The sequence below is a fragment of the Variovorax boronicumulans genome (genome assembly GCF_030812215.1).
Lineage (GTDB): Bacteria > Pseudomonadota > Gammaproteobacteria > Burkholderiales > Burkholderiaceae_C > Variovorax > Variovorax boronicumulans_C.
In genome coordinates this window covers 216,123-238,972 of the sequence record NZ_JAUSSG010000003.1, presented here as the reverse complement: position 1 = coordinate 238,972, position 22,850 = coordinate 216,123, and the positions used below count along the sequence as shown (strand labels likewise).

General features: G+C 67.2%; 18 protein-coding genes. 1 reads left to right on the top strand and 17 read right to left on the bottom strand.

The annotated features are described in order from the left end of the window. Positions 1 to 4: 4 nt before the first annotated feature. The 10 genes from J2W23_RS10455 to J2W23_RS10410 form a co-directional block, all read right to left on the bottom strand. Positions 5 to 3,184, bottom strand: coding sequence for an efflux RND transporter permease subunit (locus tag J2W23_RS10455; RefSeq protein WP_307648653.1), 3,180 nt, complete (start codon positions 3,182 to 3,184; stop codon positions 5 to 7). Then, positions 3,181 to 4,398, bottom strand: coding sequence for an efflux RND transporter periplasmic adaptor subunit (locus tag J2W23_RS10450; RefSeq protein WP_307648652.1), 1,218 nt, complete (start codon positions 4,396 to 4,398; stop codon positions 3,181 to 3,183). The genes J2W23_RS10455 and J2W23_RS10450 overlap by 4 nt, the downstream gene beginning before the upstream one ends. Before the next feature lie 4 nt (positions 4,399 to 4,402). Further along, positions 4,403 to 5,884 (bottom strand): efflux transporter outer membrane subunit, encoded by a 1,482-nt coding sequence (locus J2W23_RS10445; protein WP_307648651.1) that lies wholly within the window; start codon positions 5,882 to 5,884, stop codon positions 4,403 to 4,405. An 84-nt stretch (positions 5,885 to 5,968) separates the two neighbouring features. Then, positions 5,969 to 6,979 carry an aldo/keto reductase gene (locus J2W23_RS10440; RefSeq protein WP_176659546.1) on the bottom strand — a complete coding sequence of 337 codons (1,011 nt, stop codon included), beginning with the start codon at positions 6,977 to 6,979 and terminating at the stop codon, positions 5,969 to 5,971. 99 nt (positions 6,980 to 7,078) lie between these two features. Then, positions 7,079 to 8,626, bottom strand: a complete 1,548-nt coding sequence (locus J2W23_RS10435; protein WP_307648650.1) for an alkaline phosphatase D family protein — start codon at positions 8,624 to 8,626, stop codon at positions 7,079 to 7,081. After that, a complete protein-coding gene (locus tag J2W23_RS10430) occupies positions 8,623 to 9,375 on the bottom strand; it encodes a glycerophosphodiester phosphodiesterase family protein (RefSeq protein WP_307648649.1) in 753 nt (250 codons plus the stop codon). The genes J2W23_RS10435 and J2W23_RS10430 overlap by 4 nt, the downstream gene beginning before the upstream one ends. A 32-nt stretch (positions 9,376 to 9,407) precedes the next feature. Further along, the gene (locus J2W23_RS10425) at positions 9,408 to 10,328 is read right to left on the bottom strand and encodes an ABC transporter permease subunit (RefSeq protein WP_307648648.1); all 921 of its coding nucleotides are present in this window, start codon (positions 10,326 to 10,328) and stop codon (positions 9,408 to 9,410) included. Positions 10,329 to 10,352: 24 nt separating this feature from the next. Next, on the bottom strand, positions 10,353 to 11,258 hold the full coding sequence (locus J2W23_RS10420) for an ABC transporter permease subunit (protein WP_176659542.1): 906 nt from the start codon (positions 11,256 to 11,258) through the stop codon (positions 10,353 to 10,355). A gap of 27 nt (positions 11,259 to 11,285) precedes the next feature. After that, positions 11,286 to 12,614: an extracellular solute-binding protein gene (locus tag J2W23_RS10415; RefSeq protein WP_307648647.1), complete on the bottom strand. Its 1,329-nt coding sequence runs from the start codon at positions 12,612 to 12,614 to the stop codon at positions 11,286 to 11,288. Positions 12,615 to 12,645: 31 nt separating this feature from the next. Further along, positions 12,646 to 13,998 carry a sn-glycerol-1-phosphate dehydrogenase gene (locus J2W23_RS10410; RefSeq protein WP_307648646.1) on the bottom strand — a complete coding sequence of 451 codons (1,353 nt, stop codon included), beginning with the start codon at positions 13,996 to 13,998 and terminating at the stop codon, positions 12,646 to 12,648. Positions 13,999 to 14,136: 138 nt separating this feature from the next. Between J2W23_RS10410 and J2W23_RS10405 the strand changes: the two genes are divergently transcribed. Beyond that, positions 14,137 to 15,096, top strand: coding sequence for a sugar-binding transcriptional regulator (locus J2W23_RS10405; RefSeq protein ID WP_307648645.1), 960 nt, complete (start codon positions 14,137 to 14,139; stop codon positions 15,094 to 15,096). On the opposite strand, the gene J2W23_RS10400 is transcribed toward J2W23_RS10405, so the two are convergent. The 7 genes from J2W23_RS10400 to J2W23_RS10370 all read right to left on the bottom strand — a co-directional run bounded on the left by J2W23_RS10400 (position 15,072) and on the right by J2W23_RS10370 (position 22,715). Next, positions 15,072 to 16,331, bottom strand: coding sequence for an MFS transporter (locus tag J2W23_RS10400; RefSeq protein ID WP_307648644.1), 1,260 nt, complete (start codon positions 16,329 to 16,331; stop codon positions 15,072 to 15,074). The genes J2W23_RS10405 and J2W23_RS10400 overlap by 25 nt on opposite strands. Before the next feature lie 133 nt (positions 16,332 to 16,464). Then, a complete protein-coding gene (urtE, locus tag J2W23_RS10395) occupies positions 16,465 to 17,157 on the bottom strand; it encodes an urea ABC transporter ATP-binding subunit UrtE (RefSeq protein WP_042581180.1) in 693 nt (230 codons plus the stop codon). 16 nt (positions 17,158 to 17,173) lie between these two features. Then, positions 17,174 to 18,052, bottom strand: coding sequence for an urea ABC transporter ATP-binding protein UrtD (urtD, locus tag J2W23_RS10390; RefSeq protein ID WP_307648643.1), 879 nt, complete (start codon positions 18,050 to 18,052; stop codon positions 17,174 to 17,176). Next, a complete protein-coding gene (urtC, locus tag J2W23_RS10385) occupies positions 18,049 to 19,263 on the bottom strand; it encodes an urea ABC transporter permease subunit UrtC (protein ID WP_307648642.1) in 1,215 nt (404 codons plus the stop codon). The genes urtD and urtC overlap by 4 nt, the downstream gene beginning before the upstream one ends. Then, on the bottom strand, positions 19,260 to 20,807 hold the full coding sequence (gene urtB / locus J2W23_RS10380) for an urea ABC transporter permease subunit UrtB (RefSeq protein WP_307648641.1): 1,548 nt from the start codon (positions 20,805 to 20,807) through the stop codon (positions 19,260 to 19,262). The genes urtC and urtB overlap by 4 nt, the downstream gene beginning before the upstream one ends. Before the next feature lie 192 nt (positions 20,808 to 20,999). Beyond that, the gene (gene urtA / locus J2W23_RS10375) at positions 21,000 to 22,268 is read right to left on the bottom strand and encodes an urea ABC transporter substrate-binding protein (RefSeq protein ID WP_176659534.1); all 1,269 of its coding nucleotides are present in this window, start codon (positions 22,266 to 22,268) and stop codon (positions 21,000 to 21,002) included. Between the two features lie 117 nt (positions 22,269 to 22,385). After that, positions 22,386 to 22,715, bottom strand: a complete 330-nt coding sequence (locus tag J2W23_RS10370; RefSeq protein WP_307648640.1) for a nucleotide pyrophosphohydrolase — start codon at positions 22,713 to 22,715, stop codon at positions 22,386 to 22,388. Positions 22,716 to 22,850 lie beyond the last annotated feature (135 nt).

Below are 22,850 nucleotides of genomic sequence, written 5' to 3'. Positions count from 1 at the left end.
GCACTCAACCGTGCGCTTCGGCCACCGGCGGTGGGGCCTCCTCACCGCGCCTTGCCGCCTTGCGGGCCTTGCGCGCTTCCTTGCGGCTCAGGTACCAGTAGTGGGCGCGATCCAGGTACAGGTAGACCACCGGCGTGGTGAACAGGGTGAGCGCCTGCGAGAGTATCAGCCCGCCGACCATCGCGTAGCCCAGCGGGCGGCGCAGCTCGGAGCCCGAACCGTGGCCCAGCATCAGCGGCAGGCCCGAGAGCAGTGCGCACATGGTGGTCATCATGATCGGGCGGAAGCGCAGGAGGCACGCCTGGTAGATCGCCTCCTTCGGCTCCATGCCCTGTTCGCGTTCGGCCTTGAGCGCGAAGTCGATCATCATGATCCCGTTCTTCTTCACGATGCCGATGAGCAGGATGATGCCGATCAGCGCGATCACGCTGAGGTCGTAGCCCCCCGCCATGAGGATCAGCAACGCACCCACGCCAGCCGAGGGCAGCGTCGAGAGGATCGTGAGCGGATGGATGTAGCTCTCGTACAGGAGGCCCAGCACGATGTACACCGCCACCAGCGCCGCGGCGATCAGGTAGGGCTGCGACGACAGCGAATCCTGGAAGGCCTGCGCCGTGCCCTGGAACGCACCGCTGAGCGACTGCGGAATGCCCATCTCGGCCTGCGCCTTGTTGATGGCGTTGACCGCATCGCCCAGCGCATGGCCCGGCGCGAGGTTGAACGAGATCGTGACCGCCGGGAACTGGCCCTGGTGGCTGATCGAAAGGTACGCGGTCTTGCTCGTGTCGACCTTCACGAAGGTGGAGAGCGGCACCTGCTGGCCGGTGAGCGGCGAGGTGAGGTACAGCTTGCTGAAGAGCGCCGGGTCTTTCTGCAGTTCGGGCGTTACCTCCAGCACCACGTGGTAGCTGTTGAGCTGCGTGAAGTACTGCGCCACCTGGCGCTGGCCGATCGCGTCGTACAGCGTCGCGTCGATGGTCGCGGGCGAAATGCCGAAACTCGATGCGCGGTCGCGGTCGATGGTCAGCACCGCGGATGCGGCGGCGTTCTGCTGGTCGGACGCGAGGTCGGTGATCTCCGGAATCTGGCGGAATCGCGCGAGCAGCTTGGGCGCCCAGGTGTTGAGTTCGTCCAGGTTCGAGTCGGTCACCGTGTACTGGTATTGCGTGCGCGACGCGCGGCCGCCCACGCGGATGTCCTGCCCCGCCTGCAGGAACAGGTTCACGCCCTGCACCTTGGCCAGCTGCGGACGCAGCCGCGTGATGATCTCGTCGGCGCTCGCGGTGCGGCCTTCATCCTTGGGCTTCAGGTTGATATAGAAGTTGCCCGTGTTGAAGGTGGACGAACTGCCGTTCATGCCGAAGGCCGAGACATCCGGGTCCTTGCGCACCACGTCGGCCAGCTCCAGCATGCGCGCGTTCATCGACGCGAACGAAGCGTCCTGCGCCGACTCGGCAAAGCCCGAGATGAAGCCCGTGTCCTGCTGCGGAAAGAAGCCCTTGGGAATGATCGCGAACAGCACGCCCGTGGCGGCCACGGTCGCGACGAACACGCACAGCGTGATGAACTGGTGATCGAGCACCACATGCAGGCCGCGCTTGTAGCCGTTGAGCATTGCGTCGAAACCGCGCTCGAACAGAAGGTAGAGCCGGCCGTGCTTGCGCGCATGCTCGTTCTTCAGGAAGCGCGAGCACAGCATCGGCGTGAGCGTGAGCGAGATGACGACCGACACCACGATGGTCAGCGTGACCGTCACCGCGAACTCGCGGAACAGCCGCCCCACGATGCCGCCCATGAGCAGCAGCGGAATGAACACCGCGATGAGCGACACCGAGATCGAGATGATGGTGAAGCCGATCTCGCCCGCGCCCTTGTACGCGGCTTCGAGCGGCGACATGCCCTCTTCGACGTAGCGGTAGATGTTCTCCAGCATCACGATCGCATCGTCCACCACGAAGCCCACCGCGATGGTGAGCGCCATGAGCGAGAGGTTGTCGAGGCTGTAGCCCAGCAGGTACATCACCGCCACCGTGCCCAGCAGCGCGAGCGGCACCGTCACGCTCGGAATCAGCGTGGCTGGCACGTTGCGCAGGAACACGAAGATCACCGCCACCACCAGCGCGATGGTCAGCAGCAGCGTGAACTCCACGTCGAGCACCGAGGCGCGAATGGTCTGCGTGCGGTCGACCAGCGCGTTGACTTCGACCGTGGGCGGAATCGACGCCTTCAGGCGCGGCATCGCGGCGTTGATGCGGTCCACCGTCTCGATCACGTTCGCGCCCGGTTGCTTGGTGATGGCCAGCACGATGGAGCGGCCGTTCTGGATGGTGTTGCCTTCCGGTGCGGCGGCGCCCGCGTAGGCCCAGCCGGCGATCTTCGCGTTCTCGGGACCGTCGATGGCCACGCCCAGGTCGCGCACGCGGATCGGCGCGCCGTTGCGGTAGGCCAGGATCACGTCGTTCCACGGCTGCGCCTTGAGCAACTGGTCGTTGGTGTAGACGGTAAAGCTCTGGTTCGGCCCGTCGATGGTGCCCTTGGGCGCGTTCACCGTGGCCGACGAGAGGACCGTGCGCACGTCTTCCAGGCTCAGGCCGAGCGCGGCGAGCTTGGCCGGGTCGAGCTGCACGCGCACCGCGGGCTTCTGCGCTCCGCCGATGTTGACGAGCCCCACGCCTGCGATCTGCGAGATCTGCTGCGCGAGGATGTTGTCGGCGTAGTCGTTCACCTCGGTGAGCGGCAGCGTCTTCGACTGCACCGAGAGAATCAGGATCGGCGAATCGGCTGGGTTCACCTTGCGAAAGCTCGGCGGACTCGGCAGGTTGGCGGGCAGTTGCCCGGTGGAAGCGGTGATGGCCGCCTGCACGTCGAGCGCGGCGGCGTCGATGTTGCGGTCCAGGTCGAACTGCAGCGTGATCTGCGTGGAGCCGAGGCCGCTGGTCGAGGTCATCTGCGACAAGCCGGCGATGAGCGAGAACTGCCGCTCCAGCGGCTGCGCCACGTTGGAAGCCATCGTCTCCGGGCTTGCGCCCGGCAGGTTGGCCGACACCTGGATGGTCGGAAAGTCGACCTGCGGCAGCGGCGCGACCGGCAGTAGCGGGAACACCGCCGCGCCGACCAGGAGAATGGCCAGCGCGAGCAGCGTGGTGCCGATGGGGCGCTTGATGAATCCGGCGGAAATGCTCAATTGCCGCTCCCGGTGCTGGTCGCGACTTGCGCCGCGTTGCCCGTCTTCGTGGCCTTCGCGACCGCCGGCGGCTCGACGATGGTGGCGCCCGCGCGCAGCTTGTACTGCCCATCGACCACCACGCGCTGGTCGGCCGAGAGGCCCTTGTCGATCACGGCCACGCCATCGGCGATCTGCAGCACGTGCACGGGCACGTTGCTGACCTTGTTCTCGGCATCGACCACCCAGATGTAGGTGCTGTCCTGGCCGCGCTGCACGGCGGCGGCGGGCACGGTCAGCGAATCGGGCCGGCGGTCGAGGTCGAGCCGCACGTTGACGTACTGGCCGGGCCACAGCGTGTGCTGCGGGTTGGCGAAGCTGCCCTTGAGCTGCACCGTGCCATTGGTGGTGTCGATCTGGTTGTTCAGCAGGATGAGCTTGCCGGTGCCCAGCATCTGGTTGCCGGCGCGGTCGTAGGCCACCACCGCGAGCGGCTGGTTGCTTTGCTGCTGCACGCGGTTGATGTCCTGGACCGCTTCTTCGGGCAGCGTGAACTGCACCGCGATGGGGTCGATCTGGTTGATGACGACGAGCCCGTTGGTATCGGCCGCATGCACGATGTTGCCCGGGTCGACCAGCCGCGCACCGACGCGGCCGTTCATCGGCGAGACGATGCGGGTGAAGCTCAGCTGCACCTCGGCGTACTGCACCTGCGCGGCGTCGGTCTGCACGGTGGCGGCGAGCTGGTTGACCAGCGCCTTCTGCGTGTCGACCTGCTGCTGCGTGGCGGCGTCCTGCGCGATGAGCGTGGTGTAGCGCTTGAGGTCGGCGCGGGCGTTGGAGAGCTGGGCTTCGTCCTTGGCCTTGGTGGCCTGCGCCTGTGCGAGCTGGGCCTGCAGCGTGCGCGGGTCGAGCTGCGCGAGCAGCTGCCCGGCCTTCACGTCCTGCCCTTCGGTGAAGCCGACCTTGTCGAGCTGCCCGTCGATGCGCGCCTTGACGGTGACCGTGGCCATCGAGGCGACGGTGCCGATGCCCGAGCGGTAGACCTGCACGTTCTGCGGCGTGACGCGCGCGGTCGTCACCTGCACGGGCGGTGTCTTCGGTGCTTCGGGCTTGGCGCCGAAAGCCTTGTTGTGGTTGAGCGCCCAGGCGCCGCCGCCCAAAACGATCACGAGTGTGGCGGCCGCGACCCAGGTCGAGCGGCGCTGAAGAGGAGCTTGGGTTGTCGTCGTCATGGCATCAATTTCCGGAAGTCGTTGCAGCGGCAGCGGAGGCGTTCCAGCCGCCGCCCGTGGCCGCGATCAGCGAGACGCTGGCCGCGAGCTGGCGACCGAGCACCTGTGCGGCCGTGCGCTGGTTGGTGAGGGAGAGCTGCTGCGCCGTCACCACGCTCAGGTACGTGGCGGTGCCGGCGCGGTATTGGCTCAGGGCCAGGCGTTCTGCGAGCTGCGAGGCCTGCACGGCCTGCGCCTGCAGGGCGGATTCGCGGTCGAGCACGCGCAGGGTCGCGAGGTTGTCCTCCACCTGCTGGAAGCCGCCGAGCACCGTCTGCTTGTATTGCGCGACCGAGGCGTCGTAAGTGGCCACGGCCTGGTCGGTGTGGGCCTTGCGCAGGCCCCCGTCGAACACCGTCTGCGCCAGCGCGGCGCCAAGCGACCACACGCGGCTGGGCGTATTGAAGAGCGATGCGAGGTTGCCGGCGCTGAAGCCGCCGCTCGCGCTGAGCACGATCTGCGGGTAGTACGCGGCCTTGGCGACGCCGATGTTGGCGTTGGCGGCCTGCACGCGGCGCTCGGCGGCGGCGATGTCGGGACGGCGTTCGAGCAGTTCGGAAGGCAGGCCCGCGGGCGTGACCGGAAGCTGCACGCGCAGCGCGTCGGTGGACGAAAGCGATGCGGCCGTCGTCTGTGCGGATGCAGCGAGCGGCGCCAGCGAGAAGGATGCGGGCGCCTGCCCCGTCAGCACGGCGACGGCGTGTTCGAGCTGGCTGCGCTGGGCTTCCAGGTCGACGGCTTGCGCTTCGGCGGTCTTGAGCTGGCTTTCGGCAAGCGCCACGTCGGACCGCAGCACGGTGCCCGCGGCGTACTGGTGCTGCGTGAGTTCGAGCGCCTTGGCGTAGGCCGCGGTGGTGCTGGCGTACAGGTCGCGCTGCAGGTCGATGACGCGGATCTGCAGGTAGTCCTGCGCGAGCGTGGTCTGGATGCTGAGGCGGGCGCCGGCCAGGTCATCGGCGCTGGCCTCTGCATCGGAATTGCCGGCCTCGACGGAGCGGCGCACGGCACCCCACAGGTCGGGCTCCCAGCTCGCGGCGAGCCCGAAGGTGTCGGTGGTGGCGCGTTTGATGGCGCCGGTGCTGTGGGTCTGGGCGCGGTTGGCGCCCGCATCGAGGCCAACGGTCGGGAAGAAGCCTGCGTGCGCGGCGGCGGCAATGGCCTGTGCTTCGCGGTACTGGGCTTCGGCGACGCGGATGTTCTGGTTCGCGGCGTTGGCCTGCACGACCAGCGCGCTCAGCGTGCCGTCGCCGTAGGCCTCCCACCAGGGGTGGCTGGCGTCGATGACCTGCGGGGTGGCGGTCTTCCAGGGGCCGGCTTCCCTATAGGCAACCGGGACGTCCATTTGCGGACGAACATAGTCGGGACCGACGGCGCAGCCTGCCAGGAGCAGTGCGGCGAGCGCGATGGCTGTCGCTTTGGGTGATGGGGAGGTGGCGAAGAGAACCATGGTGGGTTCACTCTAAGAACCCGGTTCCCTCCCCTCGCTGTCGACTAACTGACAGTTCTGACAGTTTTGCCAGAACCGGGACGGTCAACGCGGCGCGTCGCCCTTGCGGTACTCGGCAGTCAACTCGTCCAGCTTCTGCTTGAGCGCCGGGTCGAGCTTGTACTCGGCCGCAGCAATCGTCGCGTCCAACTGCTCCGGCCGGCTTGCGCCGAGCAGCGGCGCGGTGATCAACGGATTCGCCATCACCCACGCCACCGCCAGCGTCGCGAGCGGCACACCTGCTTCGTCGGCCAGCTTGTGCAGTTGCGTCACGGTGTTGAAGCTGCGCTCGTTCCAGTAGCGGTCCTGGTACATGCCGCCGGCCGTGCCGAGCGTGAAGCGGGTGTTCTCCTCGGGCTTGGCGCCGGGCTTGTACTTGCCGGTGAGCAGGCCGCCGGCCAGCGGGTTGTAGGGAATCACGCCCAGCCCCTCTTCGCTCGCGAGCGGCAGCAGCTCGCGCTCGATCTCGCGAAACAGAAGGCTGTAGCGCGGCTGCACCGACACGAAGCGCGTGAACCGGTGCAGGTCGGACTTGCCAAGAGCGCGCGCGAGGCGATAGGCCAGGAAATTCGACACGCCGATGTAGCGCGCGCGGCCCGACTTCACGATGACGTCGAGCGCCTCCAGCGTCTCTTCGAGCGGCGTCTCGCGGTCGTCCATGTGCAGCTGGTACAGGTCGACGTGGTCGGTCTTCAGCCGCTTGAGCGAGAGGTCGATGGCGTCCAGCAGGTGCTTGCGCGATGCGCCCTGGTCCCAGGGATTCGGGCCGACCTTGTTGACCGCCTTGGTCGCAACCACGAAGCGGCGACGGCCCGCTGCGCCCTGCTTCTCGAGCCAGTTGCCGATGATCTCCTCGGTGCGGCCGGTGGTCTCGACGGTGCCGCCGAGCGGATACACGTCGGCGGTGTCGAGGAAGTTGATGCCGCCTTCGGCCGCCTTGTCCAGGATCTGGTGCGACACCGCCTCGTCGGTCTGCAGGCCGAAGGTCATGGTGCCGAGGGCGAGGCGGGACACGGTGAGGCCCGTGCGGCCGAGGCGGGTGGTGGGAATGCTCATTGGGGCGCGCTCCGAGGGAGATGAGGGGGAGGTGGGGAGGGATGGAAGGGCGGCGGCCATCATAGGCACGGCCGCGCAACCCTGCAGGCGCCGGAGATTTCAGGTGGTTTCCAGATGCACGCCGGGCGCGCCGCAGGCCACCGAGAAGCGGGCCATGGGCGACACGGCCGAGTCGGCATTCTTCTCGTCGTCCACCGCGCGGAACTCGACCGCGCAGCCGCGTGCATCGAGCGTCATGAGCGCGTAGCCGCGCTTGTCGGCGCGGCCGTAGCGCAGGTGCTCGTTCTTCGCGAGCATGTGGGCCACGCTCGCGGCACTCGGACCTTCGGAGGTGATGGCGCCGCCGACGAACTCGGTCGCGATGGCCGGGCCCTGCGGCTCGCGGCGCAGGTCGGCGGCCCAGAAGGCGTGCACGTCGCCGCTGACGACGAGCGCATCGCCGCCGCGCGCCTTGTTCTCGGCCAGCGCGTCGAAGAGGCGCGTGCGCGAGGCGGCGTAGCCGTCCCAGCCGTCCATCCAGTAGCCGTGCTCGGGGCCGCGCTTGCGATCGGCCTCGGCGAGCAATGTGGGCTGGGCGATGACGGTCCACCGCGCGGGCGGCGCGGCGAGTTCGTTGGCGAGCCACGCTTCCTGCTTCGCGCCGAGAAAGCTGCGTCCTGGTGCGGACCGGTCGGCGCAGTCGGCCAGCGGCGAGGCGCTGCGGCCCACAAGGCAGGCATGGTGCGAGCGGTACTGGCGCCCATCGAGCAGCAGCACGTCGAGCATGCGGCCGAAGCGGTGCCGGCCGTAGATGGTGGCGTCGGCGCCGCGCGGGCGCATGCGCGCCGGTACGGGCATGTGTTCGTACCAGGCTTGATACGCGGCGGCGCGGATCGCGAGGAACTGTGCGGGGTCGACGGTGCGCGGCGACACGTCGTCGGTGTAGTCGTTGGCCACCTCGTGGTCGTCCCAGGTCACGAGCCAGGGAAAGGCGGCGTGCGCGGCCTGCAGGTGCGCATCGGTCTTGTAGAGCGCATAGCGGTCACGGAACTCGGCCAGCTGCGTCGGGATGCCGCCTTCGTGATGGCGCACATGGCGCGAACCCCAGGAGCTTTCGTAGATGTAGTCGCCCAGGTGCACGACGAAGTCGAGCGGCTGCGCGGCCATGTCGCGGTAAGCCGCGTAGTAGCCCTGCTCGTACTGCTGGCACGAGGCGAAGGCGAAGCGGAGCGACTGCGCGGCCTCGTCGCCTTCGGTCGGCGCGGTGCGCGTGCGGCCCACGGGGCTGCGTGCGCCGCCTGCAGCGAAGCGGTACCAGTACGGGCGGCCCGGCTGCAGCCGTTGCACTTCGACATGCACCGAATGCGCGAGATCAGCCGTGGCCGTCGCCGTGCCTTTGGCCACGACGCGCCGGAAGCGCTCGTCCTCCGCGACCTCCCAGCGCACATCGACCGGCGCATCGCCCATGCCGCCGCCCTGCAGCGGCTCGGGCGCAAGCCGCGTCCACAGCACCATGCCGTCGGGCCGGGGCGTGCCCGAAGCCACGCCCAGCGTGAAGAGGTCGCGCGATGCCTGCTGTGCGTGCAGCTGAAGAAAGGGATGGCCCAGCGACGCGGCGGCAAGCCCGCTGCACAGCAGGCGCCGTCGCGAAATCGGCCGTGCACTCATCGGCGCGCGGCCAGCGCGAGGTCGGGCCGGTCGGTGGTGATCTGGCGGATCGGCATCGCGAGCCAGTGCGCGATCTCGTCGGGCTCGTTGATGACCCACGCGCCCAGCCGCTCGGTGCCGAGCGCAGCCAGGCACTGCGACCACGTCGCCGCAAGCAGCTTCTTCTCGACCGCGACCACGCACCCCGGCATCGCCGCATAGCGCGCAAGCGCGCGGCCGATGCCGCCGAGCATCTCGGCCGAGCGGTGGTCCAGCGACGCGAGCACGCGGCCGCCCGGCCAGCAGGCGAGCACCTGCTCCAGCACGTCGGGCACGAAGCAGGTCAGGTAGCTGCGCTGGGCCACGCCCGCGTCGTGCAGCGCCTGCACCATGCGCGCCACCGCGCCGGCGGGCAGTTCGCCGGCGGCGTCGGTCTTGATCTCCACATGCAGCTCCATGCGCGTGGGCGCGAAGAGGCGCAGCACCTCGGTGAGCGACGGCACGCATTCGCCTCGCTCACCACCCCGCTCTCCTTGCCCTTCGCGCAGCCGCGTCGCCAATACCTCGGCGCCCGTGCGGTCGCGCACGGGCCCGGTGCCTTCGGTGGTGCGGTCGAGCAGCGGATCGTGGATGACCACGGCCGTTCCGTCGCGCGTTTCCTGCACATCGAATTCGACCGCATCGGCGCCCGATGCGATGAGCTTGCGAAATCCGCCCAGGCTGTTCTCGGGCCAGAGGTTGCGTGCGCCGCGGTGCCCCACGATGATCATTTTCTGCAGTGTCCTTGTTGGTTGCGTACGCTTCACTTGCTGCTGTCCACCAGCCCTTTGACGAACGATCGCTGCAACGCTACCACCACGAGGATGGGCGGCAGCATGGTGAGCAGCGCGGCGCTCATCGCCACGTTCCAGGCCGGTTGCGAATCGGCGCGCGGGATCAGGTGCTTGAGGCCGATCACCGCCGTGGCCATGTCCTTGTCGGTGGTGAAGAGCAACGGCCAGAGGTACTGGTTCCAGCCGTAGAGAAACAGAATGATCGCGAGCGCCGCGATGTTCGAGCGCGACAGCGGCAGCAGGATGGTCCAGAAGAAATGCATCGGCGAGGCGCCGTCGATGCGCGCCGCTTCGCACAGTTCGTCGGGCACGGTGAGGAAGAACTGGCGGAACAAAAAGGTGGCCGAGGCCGAGGCGATCAGCGGAAGGATCAGGCCCGGATACGTATCGACCATGTTCCACGACAGCTGGATGTCGATGCTGTGCCCGGTGACCGCGTTCCACGCCGCCGACAGGTGCAGCTTCTCCACCAGCCACTGCACCGGCAGCGCCGCATTGGCCACCGACTCGTAGGTCGGCGAAATGCGCACCTCGATCGGCAGCATCAGCGACACGAAGATGAGCCAGAACGCCGTCATGCGGAAACGGAAGCGGAAGTACGTGATCGCGAAGGCGGACAGCAGCGACACCGCGATCTTTCCCACCGTGATGCCGAGCGCCACGATGAACGAATTGAGGAACAGCCGGCCGAAGTTGGCCTGCGTCCACGCGGTGCGCAGGTTCTGCACGAACTGGTCGCCGGGGAGCCACGGCAGCGGCACCTGCTGCACCTCGCCGATGGTGAGCGAGCCCGCGACGAACGCGAGGTACAGCGGCACGCAGACGCACGCCACGCCCACGAGCAGGATCGCGTGGCAAACGGCGTCAAGCACGGGGGCGCGTTCAACCATGAGCGTGTTCCTTGGGCATGAAACTCATACGTCGTAGCTCACGCGCCGCTCCACGTAGCGGAACTGCAGCAGCGTCATGAAGAGCGCGAAGATCATCAGGATGACCGACTGGGCGGCCGAGGAGCCGAGGTCCAGGTTCACGAAGCCGTCGATGTACACCTTGAACACCAGCACATTGGTCGCACCTGCCGGCCCGCCCTGCGTGACCGCATCGACGATGGCGAAGATCTCGAAGAAGCCGTAGACGAAGTTCATCACCGCCAGGAAGAACATCGTGGGCATGAGCAGCGGCAGTCCGATGCTGAAGAAGCGCTTGAGCGGCCCCGCGCCATCCACGGCCGCCGCCTCTAGCAGCGACGACGGCACCGCCAACAGGCCCGCAAGCAGGAAGATGTAGTCGTAGCAGACGTGCTTCCACGAGGCCGCGAGGATCACCAGGATCATCGCGTCGGAGCCCACGCGGTTCGGGTCCCATGCAAAGCCGATCGCATGCAGCACGTGCGCGAGCGGCCCCACTGCGGGGTTGAAGAGAAAAGCCCAGAGGATGCCCGCGATGACCGGCGCAATGGCGTAGGGCAGCAGGATGATCGCCTTGTAGAGGCCGCGCCCGCGGATCACGCGGTCGCTCGCGAAGGCCAGCACCAGCGCGACCGCGATGGTCAGCAGGTTCTGCAGCACGGTGAACACCACCGTGACCTTCACCGACTCGTGGTAGGTCTCGCTTTGCAGCAGCTGCGCGAAGTTGTCGAAGCCGACGAAGTGCACCGTGTTGCCGAACGGGTCGGACAGGAAGAAGGCCTGCCCGAGCGCGCGGAACGACGGAATGAAAAAGAAGAACAGCAGGATCGCCAGCTGAGGCAGGAGCAGCAGCACGGGCAGGCGCACGTCCTTGAAGTGCGCGCGCTTGAGTCCCGCTTCGGGCTTGGCCATGCGTGTTCTTCCGCAAGCGGTGCCGCTTCAGTAGCGGCCCTTGTTGAGCTTCTCGTACTGGCGCAGGATTTCATTGCCGCGCTTGACGGCATCGTCCATTGCCACCTGCGGCGTCTTCTTGCCCGCGACCACGTTCTCGAACTCGTCGCGCTGCGCCATCATGGTCTGGGTGAAGTTGCCGAAGTGAAAGCCCGTGGAATTGGCCGTGGGCGTGCCGCGCGTGAGCTGCAGGATCGCGATCTCGCGCGTCGGGTGGTCCTTGTAGTAGCCCTCGGACTTGGCCATCTGGTAGGCCTTGTTGGTCAGCGGCACGTAGCCCGTCGCCTTGAGCCACCAGACCTGCGTCTCGGGCTTGGCCAGGTAGTCGAGGAAGGCCGCGGCGGCCTCGTACTCGGCCGGCTTCTGGCCCTTCATGACCCACAGCGATGCACCGCCGATGGTGCTGTTCTTGGGTTGCTTTCCCTCTTCCCATGGGAGGTACGTGGCGCTCCAGTCGATCTTGGCCTCGCGCTCGATGCCGCTGTGCGCGGCGGTCGATGCGAAGAAGGTGGAGCACTTGCCCGAGGTGAAGAGCTGCTCGGGGCTCAGGCCCTGGCCGGCGATCTGCATCACGCCGTCGTCGATCCACTTCTTGATGCGCCCGATCTGCGAGACCACCGAGGTCTTGTTGTAGGTGAACTCGGTGTCCAGGCCCTGGTAGCCGTTGGCCTTGGTGGCATAGGGCAGGTCGTTGATGGCACTGTAGTTCTCCAGCAGGCTCCAGTGGTAGTCGCCCGCGAGCACCGAGCCGCAGGCCGAGATGCCCTTCTGCTTGATGGCGTAGAGCTGTTTCTCCAGTTCTTGCCACGTCTCGGCAGGCTTGGCGAAACCCGCCTTCTCGAAGTGCGCCTTGTTGTACCAGAGGATGGGCGACGAGGAGTTGAAGGGCATGGTCATGAGCTTGCCCTTGTAGCTGTAGAAGCCCGCCACGGGCTTGACGAAATCGGCCCAATCGACCTTGTAGCCGCGCTGGTCGAGCAGGTCCTGCACGGGCATCGTCGCGTCGGACAGCAGCATGGTCATGAAGCCGCGCTCGTAGATCTGTACGAGCGCGGGTGCGCGCTTGGCGCGGTAGGCGGCAATGGTGCCGTTGATGACCTCGTCGTAGTTGCCTTTGTTGACCGCGACGACCACGTACTTCTGCTGCGAGGCGTTGAATTTCTTCACCAGTTCGTCGACACGCTCGCCGAGTGCGCCGCCCATGGCGTGCCACCACTGGACCTGCACGGGCTGGGCGGCCGCGGGCATGGCGCTCGCGAGCCATAGCGCGGATGAGATGGCCAGCGTGGCCAGGGTGCTGCGTCGGTCGAGATTCATCGCTGTCTCCTGTGGATCGTGGGGTGCAGGTTCAGGCGGACCAGAAGCCGCCGGGACTGAAGAGATCGGTGATCGCGGCATCGAGCCAGCCGAGTTCGTCGAGCAGGTCGAGCACGGTGTAGCGGCGCCGGATGAGGCGGGCGCGGCGGTAGTCGGCCGCAAGGCGTGCAGCGGCGATGCCGAGGTCGTCCGGGTGCGCGGCACCGCCGAGGGTGCGCAGGCGCTGCTGCATGTCGGCCGCGCCGATGAGCTGGTGCGCGAGCTGGGCGCGCAGGTCGGGCCAGATTGCAGCGAGGGCTTCGATGCGCGCGCGCCGGCCGCCAGTGGCGCGTTTGGCTTGCATCTCCTCGCGCGCGGCGGTGCGGAATTCGTCGCGATCGAAAGCTGCGTCGATCTCACGCAAGAGCGCGGCGTCATCGAAGCCGTCTTGCGCCTGTGCGACGGCCGATGCAAAGGCGTTGTCTGGCCGCGCCAACAGCCATTCGTACATCGCGAGCATCGCGACGCAGCCCACGCCCACGCAGGCGCCATGCGCGGCAGGCTCGCCGTCGATCTGCAGGTTCTCCATTTCCCACAAGTGGGAGAACTGGTGGTCGCTGCCGCTGGCCGGGCGCGAGTTGCCGTGGGCCTGCATCGCGAAGCCGCTGACCAAGAGGCCCGCCATGAGGTCGCCCGTGGCCTCGGGGTCGCGTGCGGCGATGCGGCCGGGCGCGTCGAGCCAATCGCGCAGGTGCGCCTGCACCATGTCGTAGGGGCGGCGGCTCAGGGCTTCGACGCCCAGCGCATCGGCCAGCAGCCAGTCGGCGCCGGCCACGGTCTTGCCCGCGAGATCGCCGTAGCCCCACGCCGTCATGCGCGCGGGCGCGGCGCCGAGCACGCCGAGGTCGGCCAGCACCGCAAAGGGCGGCGGACAGGCGAACGTGCGCTTGAAGCCGTCTTCGTCGAGCAGCGCCGCGCCGGAAGCCGCGTAGCCGTCCATCGAGGCCGCGGTCGCGAGGCAGACATAAGGTTTGCCCGCGATCGACGCCGCGTGCTTGACCAGGTCGCTGATGACGCCCGAGCCCACCGCCACCGGCGTGAGGTCATGCGCGGCGAGCTTGCGCGCGATGGTGGCCGAGGCCGAGACGCGGGGCTTGAGACGCGGGCGCGCGGGCAGCATGAGCGGCGGCGCGAGTGCGATGCCGCGCGCTTCGAGCAAGGCTTGTGCAGCCTCGCCCGCGACGTCCCAGGTGGTCTCGTCGGTCACGAGCATCCAGCGGGCGCCGGGGGCGGCGCGCTGCAGCACGTCGGGCATCGCGCGCACCGCGGCGCGCTCGACGACGACTTCTTTCGTGACCGCGGCATCGCGCAATGCGGCCCGCAGCGGGGATGTCTTTTCGCTCATGTCTCCAGGGATTTCTGCGCCGGGTTGGCCGACGATGAACAAGTGTATATTCTGAAATGCATTTGTTTCAAGCAGGTGACTACCCGGTGTTTTCACCGGCCGCGCGGCAGAATCGGCACACAACAACGGAGCATTCGGATGGCAGAGGAAGATCAGGTGGCCGTGCGCGTGGCCTGGCTCTACTACATGGAGGGCCTCACGCAGGACGGCATCGCCACGAAGCTCGGGCTCACGCGGCTGCGCGTGAACCGGCTGCTCGGCGAGGCGCGCGAGAGCGGGCTCGTGAGCATCAAGATCAACTCGCGCCACGAGAGCTGCCTGCGCCTCGAAGAAGAACTGCGCACGGTGTGCGGACTGCGCGAGGCGGTGATCATTCCGACGCCCGAGAGCCCCGACCTCATTCCGGTGCTGCTGGGCCGCACGGCCGGTGAATACCTGTCGCGGCTGCTGGAAACGCAGCGCGTGCGGGGCCTGGGCGTAGGCTGGGGCGCGACGCTGCGCGAGGCGATCCGGCACGTTGCGCCGGGGCAGTGGCCGAACCTGAACGTCAACTCGATCATGGGCGGGCTCACGCGCGGACTGGAGATCAACACCTTCGAGACCGCCAGCGCCTTCGCGGCCCGGCTCGGCGCGCAGTGCAGCTACCTGGCCGCGCCGCTGTATGCGGGCAGCGCGAAGTCGCGCGACACCATCGTCTCGCAGGACGTGTTCAAGGAAGCGTTCGGGCAGATCGCCGCCAACGACGTCGCGCTGCTGAGCGTGGGCGACCTGAGCACGCGGTCATTGCTGGTGCGCTACGGACTGCCCAAGGACGTACCGGTGGCGGGGCTCAGGCAGGCCAAGGCGGTGGGCGACATCATCGGCCAGTTCCTCGACCGCCACGGCAAGCCCGTGAAGCACGCGCTGAACCAGCGCGTGGTGGCGCCCTCGCTCGAGGAGCTCGCGCGCATCCCGACGGTGATCGTCGCCTCGGGCGGCGAGAACAAGGCGCCGATCATCGCGGCCGTGCTGTGGGCGAAGTTGCTGTCGGTGCTGATCTGCGACGAGCAGACCGCGCGTGCGGCGCTGAAGCTCTACGAGGCGCTGGCCGCGCGCTGAACGGCGCCCAGGCGCACATCGGCCCGCGCGCTCATCACGCCCCAGCCGAAGATGCCGATGCCCGCGAGCGCGAGCAAGGCGCCGACCCAGCCGGTGGAAGTCCAGCCCAGTCCCGCCGAGATGGCCACGCCGCCCAGCCACGCGCCGAGCGCATTGGCCATGTTGAAGGCCGAATGATTGAGTGCGGCGGCGAGCGTCTGCGCATCGCCGGCCACGTCCATCAGGCGGATCTGCAGCGCCGGGCCGATGGCGACGGTGGTGCCGATCAGGAACACGCCGATGGCGGCCGTGACCACATGCTGCGCCGCGAAGGTGAAGAGCGCGAGCACCAGCACCGCGTAGACGAGCACACCGGCGATGGTGCGCATGAGCGACTTGTCGGCCAGCCGCGAGCCCACGATGTTGCCGGTGACCATGCCCAGGCCGAACAGCGCGAGCACGAAGGGCACGTTGTGCACCGACAGGTGCGCCACCTCGGTGAGCGTGGGCTTGATGTAGCTGAACACCGCGAACATGCCGCCGAAGCCGATGGCGCTGATGCCCAGCGTGAACCACACCTGCTTGCGCTTGAGCGCGCCGAGCTCGCGCCACGGGCTGGCGCCGGCGGCCGCTGCGATGTCTGGCACGTCGCGCCGCACGAGCACGATGGCCACGAGCGCGATCGCCCCGACAAACACGAAGGCCGCGCGCCAGCCGAAGAGCTGGCCGAGCCATGCGGCGATGGGCACGCCGACCAGCGTGGCGCCGGTGAGCCCGAGCATCACGAGGCCGACGGCGCGGGCGCGGCGCCCGGGCGGTGCGAGCGTGGCGGCCACGAGCGCGGCCACGCCGAAGTAGGTGCCGTGCGGCAGGCCCGTGGCAAAGCGCAGCAGATTGAGCGAGAGGTATCCGGGTGCCATCGCGCTGGCGAAGTTGCCGGCGGCGAACACGGCCATCAGCGCGATCAGCAAGGCGCGCCGGCCCCAACCTGCCGCGAGCACGGCCAGCACCGGGGCGCCGACGACCACGCCGAGCGCATAGGCGCTGATGACGTGGCCGGCCTGCGGGATGCTGACATCGATGTCGCGCGCGACCTCGGGCAAGAGGCCCATGATCACGAATTCGCCGGTGCCGATGGCGAAACCGCCAACGCCCAGCGCGAGCACCGCCCGCAGGAAATTGACGGGCGCAGGCGAAGGGGAAGAAACGGGAATGGCGGTGTCCGCGCTGTCCAGCGCGGGTGGGGAGGCGTTCAAGGCCAGGCTCCTGGGAGGGGTGCCCGGCGGCGACGGGCAGCCTCGAATTTTAGGGTAAACCCTGAATCGAGGCCGATACGCAAATTCCAAGACCCTGCATCGGCGAGGCCTCGCAGGCCCTGCCGAGAATCGATCAGATCGCCACGAGCTGGCGCACGCCCTGCGCTTCCATGTCCTTGCCCAGGCCGCGCGCGATGACTTCGCCGCGCTCCATCACGAGGTAGTCGTCGGCCAGCTCCTGCGCGAAGTCGTAGTACTGCTCGCACAGCACGATGGCCATGTCGCCGCGGTCGGCCAGCATGCGGATGACGCGGCCGATGTCCTTGATGATGCTCGGCTGGATGCCTTCGGTGGGCTCGTCGAGAATCAAGAGCTTGGGCTTGGGCGCAAGGGCCCGCGCAATGGCCAATTGCTGCTGCTGCCCGCCCGAAAGATCGCCGCCGCGCCGGTTGATCATCTGCTTGAGCACCGGGAACAGCTCGAACAGCTCCGATGGAATGGGCGTGCTGCCGCTCTTGTAGGCCAGGCCCATGCGCAGGTTCTCTTCGACCGTGAGCCTCGCGAAGATCTCGCGCCCCTGCGGCACGAAGCCGATGCCCGCCCTCGCCCGGTCGTAAGGCGTGGCCTTCTGGATCGGCTTGCCTTCGAGTTCGATGCTGCCGCTCTTGATGGGCACGAGGCCCATCAGCGACTTGAGCAGCGTCGTCTTGCCCACGCCGTTGCGGCCGAGCAGCACGGTGACCTTGCCGAGCGTGGCTTGGAAGCTCACGTCCCTGAGGATGTGCGAGCCGCCGTAGTACTGGTGGATGTTCTTGACTGTCAGCATGGCTTCGATTCCTCCGTCAGCGGCCCAGATAGACCTCGATCACGCGCTCGTCGGCCTGCACTTCATCGAGCGTGCCCTGCGCGAGCACGGAGCCGTCGCACAGCACGGTGACGATCTCGGAGATCGTGCGGATGAAGCTCATGTCGTGCTCCACCACCATCAGCGAATGCTTGCCCTTGAGCGTGAGGAACAGCTCTGCCGTGCGCGCGGTTTCCTCGTCGGTCATGCCGGCCACCGGCTCGTCGAGCAAGAGCAGCTTCGGGTCCTGCATCAGCAACATGCCGATCTCGAGCCACTGCTTCTGGCCGTGGCTCAGGTTGCCGGCCAGGCGCGACACGCTGTCGGCCAGGTGAATCGTCTCCAGCACTTCGGCCAGCCGGTCGCTCTGCGCGGAGTCGAGCCTGAACAGCATCGATGCGCGCACGCCCTTGTTGGTCTTGAGCGCGAGTTCGAGGTTCTCGAACACGGTGAGGTGCTCGAACACCGTCGGCTTCTGGAACTTGCGGCCGATGCCCAGCTGGGCGATCTCGGCCTCGCGGTGGCGCAGGAGGTCGATGGTGCTGCCGAAGAACACGGTGCCCGAGTCGGGCCGGGTCTTGCCGGTGATGATGTCCATCATCGTGGTCTTGCCCGCACCATTGGGGCCGATGATGCAGCGCAGCTCGCCCGGCGCGATGTCCAGCGAGAGCTTGTTGATCGCCTTGAAGCCGTCGAAGCTCACGCTCACGTCTTCCAGGTACAGGATGCGGCCGTGCGTGATATCGACTTCGCCCGGCGTGGCGATGCGGCCGAACCCGGCCTCGCGGCCACCCGATTCGGTGCTGCCGCTCACATAGTGGATGCCGCTCGCGCGAGCCGCGCGCTCGGCGCCGGCTTCCATCAGGTCGGGGGTCATGCGCGGGCTCCCTTCGCATCCACGGGCAGCGACTTCAGCGCGTCGGGTTCGACGCCCTGCTCTACCGCCACGGCGCGCCTTGCTTCCTGCACAGGCTCGGCCGCTGGCGTCTTCTCCCTTGACAGCCACTTCTTCACCAGCCCCACGATGCCGTTCGGCAGGAACAGCGTGACAGCAATGAACAAGGCGCCCAGGAAGTACAGCCAGTACTCCGGGTAGGCCACGGTGAGCCAGCTCTTCGCGCCGTTGACGATGAACGCGCCGATGATCGGCCCGATCAGCGTGGCGCGTCCACCCACCGCAGCCCAGATCGCGATCTCGATGGAGTTGGCCGCACTCATCTCGCCCGGGTTGATGATGCCGACCTGCGGCACGTACAACGCACCGGCCACGCCGCACATCACGGCGGAGATGACCCAGATCGTGAGCTTGTACGGCAGCGGGTTGTAGCCCGAGAACATCACGCGCGTTTCGGCATCGCGAATGGCCTGCAGCACGCGGCCGAACTTGCTGCCGATGAGCCACTTGGCGAACAGGAAGAAGCCCAGCAGCGTGAGGCCGGTGAGCGCGAACAGCGTCATGCGCATCTCTTGCGTGGCAATCGGGATGTTCAGGATGCGCTTGAAGTCGGTGAAGCCGTTGTTGCCGCCGAAGCCCGTCTCGTTGCGGAAGAACAGCAGCATCGCCGCGAAGGTCATGGCCTGCGTGATGATCGAGAAGTACACGCCCTTGATGCGCGAGCGGAAGGCGAAGAAGCCGAACACGAAGGCGATGAGGCCCGGCACCGCGACGATGAGGATCAGCGTGGCGATGAAGCTGTCGCTGAAGGTCCAGTGCCAGGGCAGCGTCTTCCAGTCGAGGAACACCATGAAGTCGGGCAGGTCGCTCTTGTAGTTGCCGTCGCGGCCGATCTGGCGCATCAAGTACATGCCCATCATGTAGCCGCCGAGCGCGAAGAAGAGGCCGTGGCCCAGCGAGAGGATGCCGGTGTAGCCCCAGATCAGGTCCATGGCCAGCGCGCAGATGGCGTAGCACATGATCTTGCCGACCAGTGCCACCGCGTAGTCGCTCATGTGCAGCGGGCTGTCCGCCGGCACCCACATGTTGAGCACCGGCGCCACCGCGCACACCACGATGAGTGCGACGAAGAAGGCCGTCCAGCCCTTGCCGCTCAACAGCGGCCCTTTGGTTGGCAACGTGACCTTGCTCATGCTTCCGCGCTCCGACCCTTCATCGCGAAGATCCCTTGCGGACGCTTCTGGATGAAGATGATGATGAAAACGAGCACCGCGATCTTTGCGAGCACCGCGCCCGCCCAGCCTTCGATGAACTTGTTGAGAATGCCCAGCCCCAGCGCCGCATACACGGTGCCCGCGAGCTGGCCGACGCCGCCCATCACGACCACCATGAAGCTGTCGACGATGTAGCTCTGGCCGAGGTCGGGGCCGACGTTGCCGATCTGGCTCAGCGCGCAGCCCGCGAGGCCCGCGATGCCCGAGCCGAGCGCGAAGGCGTAGGTGTCGATGCGCGCGGTGTTCACGCCCATGCACGAGGCGATCGGGCGGTTCTGCGTCACGCCGCGCACAAAGAGACCCAGGCGCGTCTTGCCGATGAGCCAGCCCATTGCCAGCAACACGAGCACCGCAAAAATGATGATGCAGATGCGGTTCCACGGCAGCGTGACGTTGCTGAGCATCGTGAAGCCGCCGCTCATCCAGCCGGGGTTTTCAACACCCACGTTCTGCGCGCCGAAGAGCGTGCGCACGAGCTGCTGCAGCATCAGGCTGATGCCCCAGGTGGCCAGCAGCGTCTCGAGCGGACGGCCGTAGAGGAAGCGGATCACGCCGCGCTCCAGCACCGCACCCACGAGCGCCGATGCGAGGAACGACACGGGAATCGCGGCGACCAGGTACCAGCCAAATGCCGCCTCGGGCATGTACTTCTGGAAGATGCCCTGCATCACGTAGGTGGCGTAGGCGCCGATCATCATCAGCTCGCCGTGCGCCATGTTGATGACGCCCATGAGGCCGTAGGTGATGGCCAGGCCCAGCGCGGCGAGCAGCAGCACCGAGCCCAGGCTGATGCCGCTGAACACGGCGTTGATGCGGTCGCCCCAGACCAGCGCGCCGTCGATGTTGGCGATGGAGGCGGAGATGGCCGTCTTCACGTCGGCCTCGGTCTCGTCGGCCAGGCGCTGGTTCAGCAGCAGCTTGGTGTCGGGGTTGCGGTTGTTGCCCAGTTCCTTGGCCGCGGCGAGGCGCTTGGCCTTGTCGGCGCTGGTGAGCATGCTGGCGGCACGCACGAGCTCGAGCTGCGCCTTGATCTTGGGGTTGGTCTCGGCGGCCAGTGCCTTCTCGACCATCGGGAGGCGCGATTCGTCGGGCTCCTTGAAGAGCGCCTGCGCGGCTTCGGCGCGCACCGCGTCGTCGGTGCTCGTGAGCTTGAGCGCAGCCTGCGCGGCATCGAGCGCGCCGCGCATGAGGTTGTTGTTGACGACGTCCTCGGCGGTGTCGGGCACCTTCAGCTCGGCACCGGTGACCGGATCGAACCCCTTGTCGTCCTTCATCACGAAGACCCTGTCTTCGGTGTACTTCACGGCGTCGTCGGACATCGCCTGGATGAACGCGGCGGTCTTGTCGTCGGCGGTGAGGACGGCCCTGTTGAGCGCGGCGATGCGGGCTTCGGATTCACCGGAGGCGATGGCCTTGGCCTCGTCGGCGGTCAGCGCGTGGGCGGCCGTTGCCATGAGCAGCATGGCGGCGAATGCGCAGTGAAGGGTTCGTCGAAGCATCTTGAATTCGTGTTGCCCGCTCTCCCCATGGGGAGAGGGTTGGGGTGAAGGCCAGGGGCCATTCAAACGAGCGCGGCGGCCCCATCGACCGCCGTTGCCCTCACCCCGCCCTCTCCCCAGAGGGAGAGGGAGCAAGGCAAGGGACTTGTCGAAGATTTACATCGACTTGCCGGCCGGGTAGTCGGGCTTCTTGTCGTTGCCTTCGATGTACGGGCTCCACGGCTTGGCCTTGACAGGACCCGGCGTCTTCCACACCACGCTGAACTGCCCATCGGCCTTGATCTCGCCGATGAACACGCTCTTGTGCAGGTGATGGTTCTTCTCGTCCATCTTGGAGACGATGCCCGACGGCGCCGTGAAGGTCTGGCCGGCCATCGCGGCGATCACCTTGTCGGTGTCGGTCGACTTGGCCTTCTCGACCGCCTGCTTCCACATGTGGATGCCGATCCAGGTGGCTTCCATCGGGTCGTTGGTGAGCGGCTTGTCCTTGTGGCCGGCGATGTTCTTGGCCTTGGCGTAGTCGCTCCACTGCTTGATGAAGGCGGTGTTGGTCGGGTTCTTGATCGACATGAAGTAGTTCCATGCCGCCAGGTGGCCCACGAGCGGCTTGGTGTCCACGCCGCGCAGTTCTTCCTCGCCCACCGAGAAGGCGACGACCGGCACGTCCTTTGCCTTCAGGCCCGCATTGCCCAGTTCCTTGTAGAAGGGCACGTTGGAGTCGCCGTTGATGGTCGAGACCACCGCCGTCTTGCCGCCGGCCGAGAACTTCTTGATGTCGGCAACGATGGTCTGGTAGTCGCTGTGGCCGAAGGGGGTGTACTTCTCGTCGATGTCGGTGTCCTTCACGCCCTTGCTCTTGAGGTAGGCGCGCAGGATCTTGTTGGTCGTGCGGGGGTAGACGTAGTCGGTGCCCAGCAGCACCCAGCGCTTGGCGCCGCCGCCTTCCTTGCTCATGAGGTAGTCGACCGCCGGAATGGCTTGCTGGTTGGGTGCGGCGCCCGTGTAGAACACATTCTTGGAGAGCTCTTCGCCCTCGTACTGCACGGGGTAGAACAAGAGGCCGTTCATTTCCTCGACCACCGGCAGCACCGACTTGCGCGACACCGAGGTCCAGCAGCCGAAGATCACCGAGACCTTGTCCTGGCCGAGCAGCTGCTTGGTCTTTTCAGCGAACAGGGGCCAGTTGGAGGCCGGGTCGACCACCACGGGCTCGAGCTGCTTGCCCAGCACGCCGCCCTTCTTGTTGATGTCGTCGATCGCCATCAGCACCGTGTCTTTCAACACGGTTTCCGAGATGGCCATCGTGCCCGACAGCGAGTGCAGCACGCCGACCTTGATGGTGTCGGCAGCGAATGCGGGCGCAGCAGAAATGCTGGCCAGCGCGACGGCGGCGGTGAGCGCCTTGAGTGTGAAACGACGTTGCATGTGGACTCCTGCTCCGGTTGGGTTGAACCTTGTCGCCGACGCTTGTCTGGCGATGGAGAGGAGTCTGCGGAATGCACCAACAAGGGGAAATACGCCGGGTGGCGTACACGGAGGTACTCAGGCGGGTGGATCGACGGGAACCGGGTACTTCTGCGCGTTGACGACCATCTTCTGCCGCGCCGCATCGATCAGGTCGATGCCGAGCTTGTCGGCGAGCTGCAGCAGATAGAGGAACACATCCGCCATCTCGGCACCGACCTCGTCGCGCTTCGCGGAGTCGAGCGACCGGCTCTGCGCTTCGGTGAGCCACTGGAAATGTTCGAGCAGTTCGGCGGCTTCGACCGACAGCGCCGAGGCGAGGTTCTTGGGGGAGTGATAAGGCTCCCAGGCCCGGGCCTGCGCAAAGTCGCGCAGGGCCTGGACCAGCGATTTCAGTTCGGATTCCATGGCGCACCTGGTGTTCAGCGAACCGCTCGCGCAGCGGTCGCCCTGGGGAAAGCCATCCTAGCGTGCCGGAGGCGATGGCGACTGCGTGAGCTTCGCCGCCGGGATGGCGGTGCGGGCGGGATTGCTTGCTCTGGC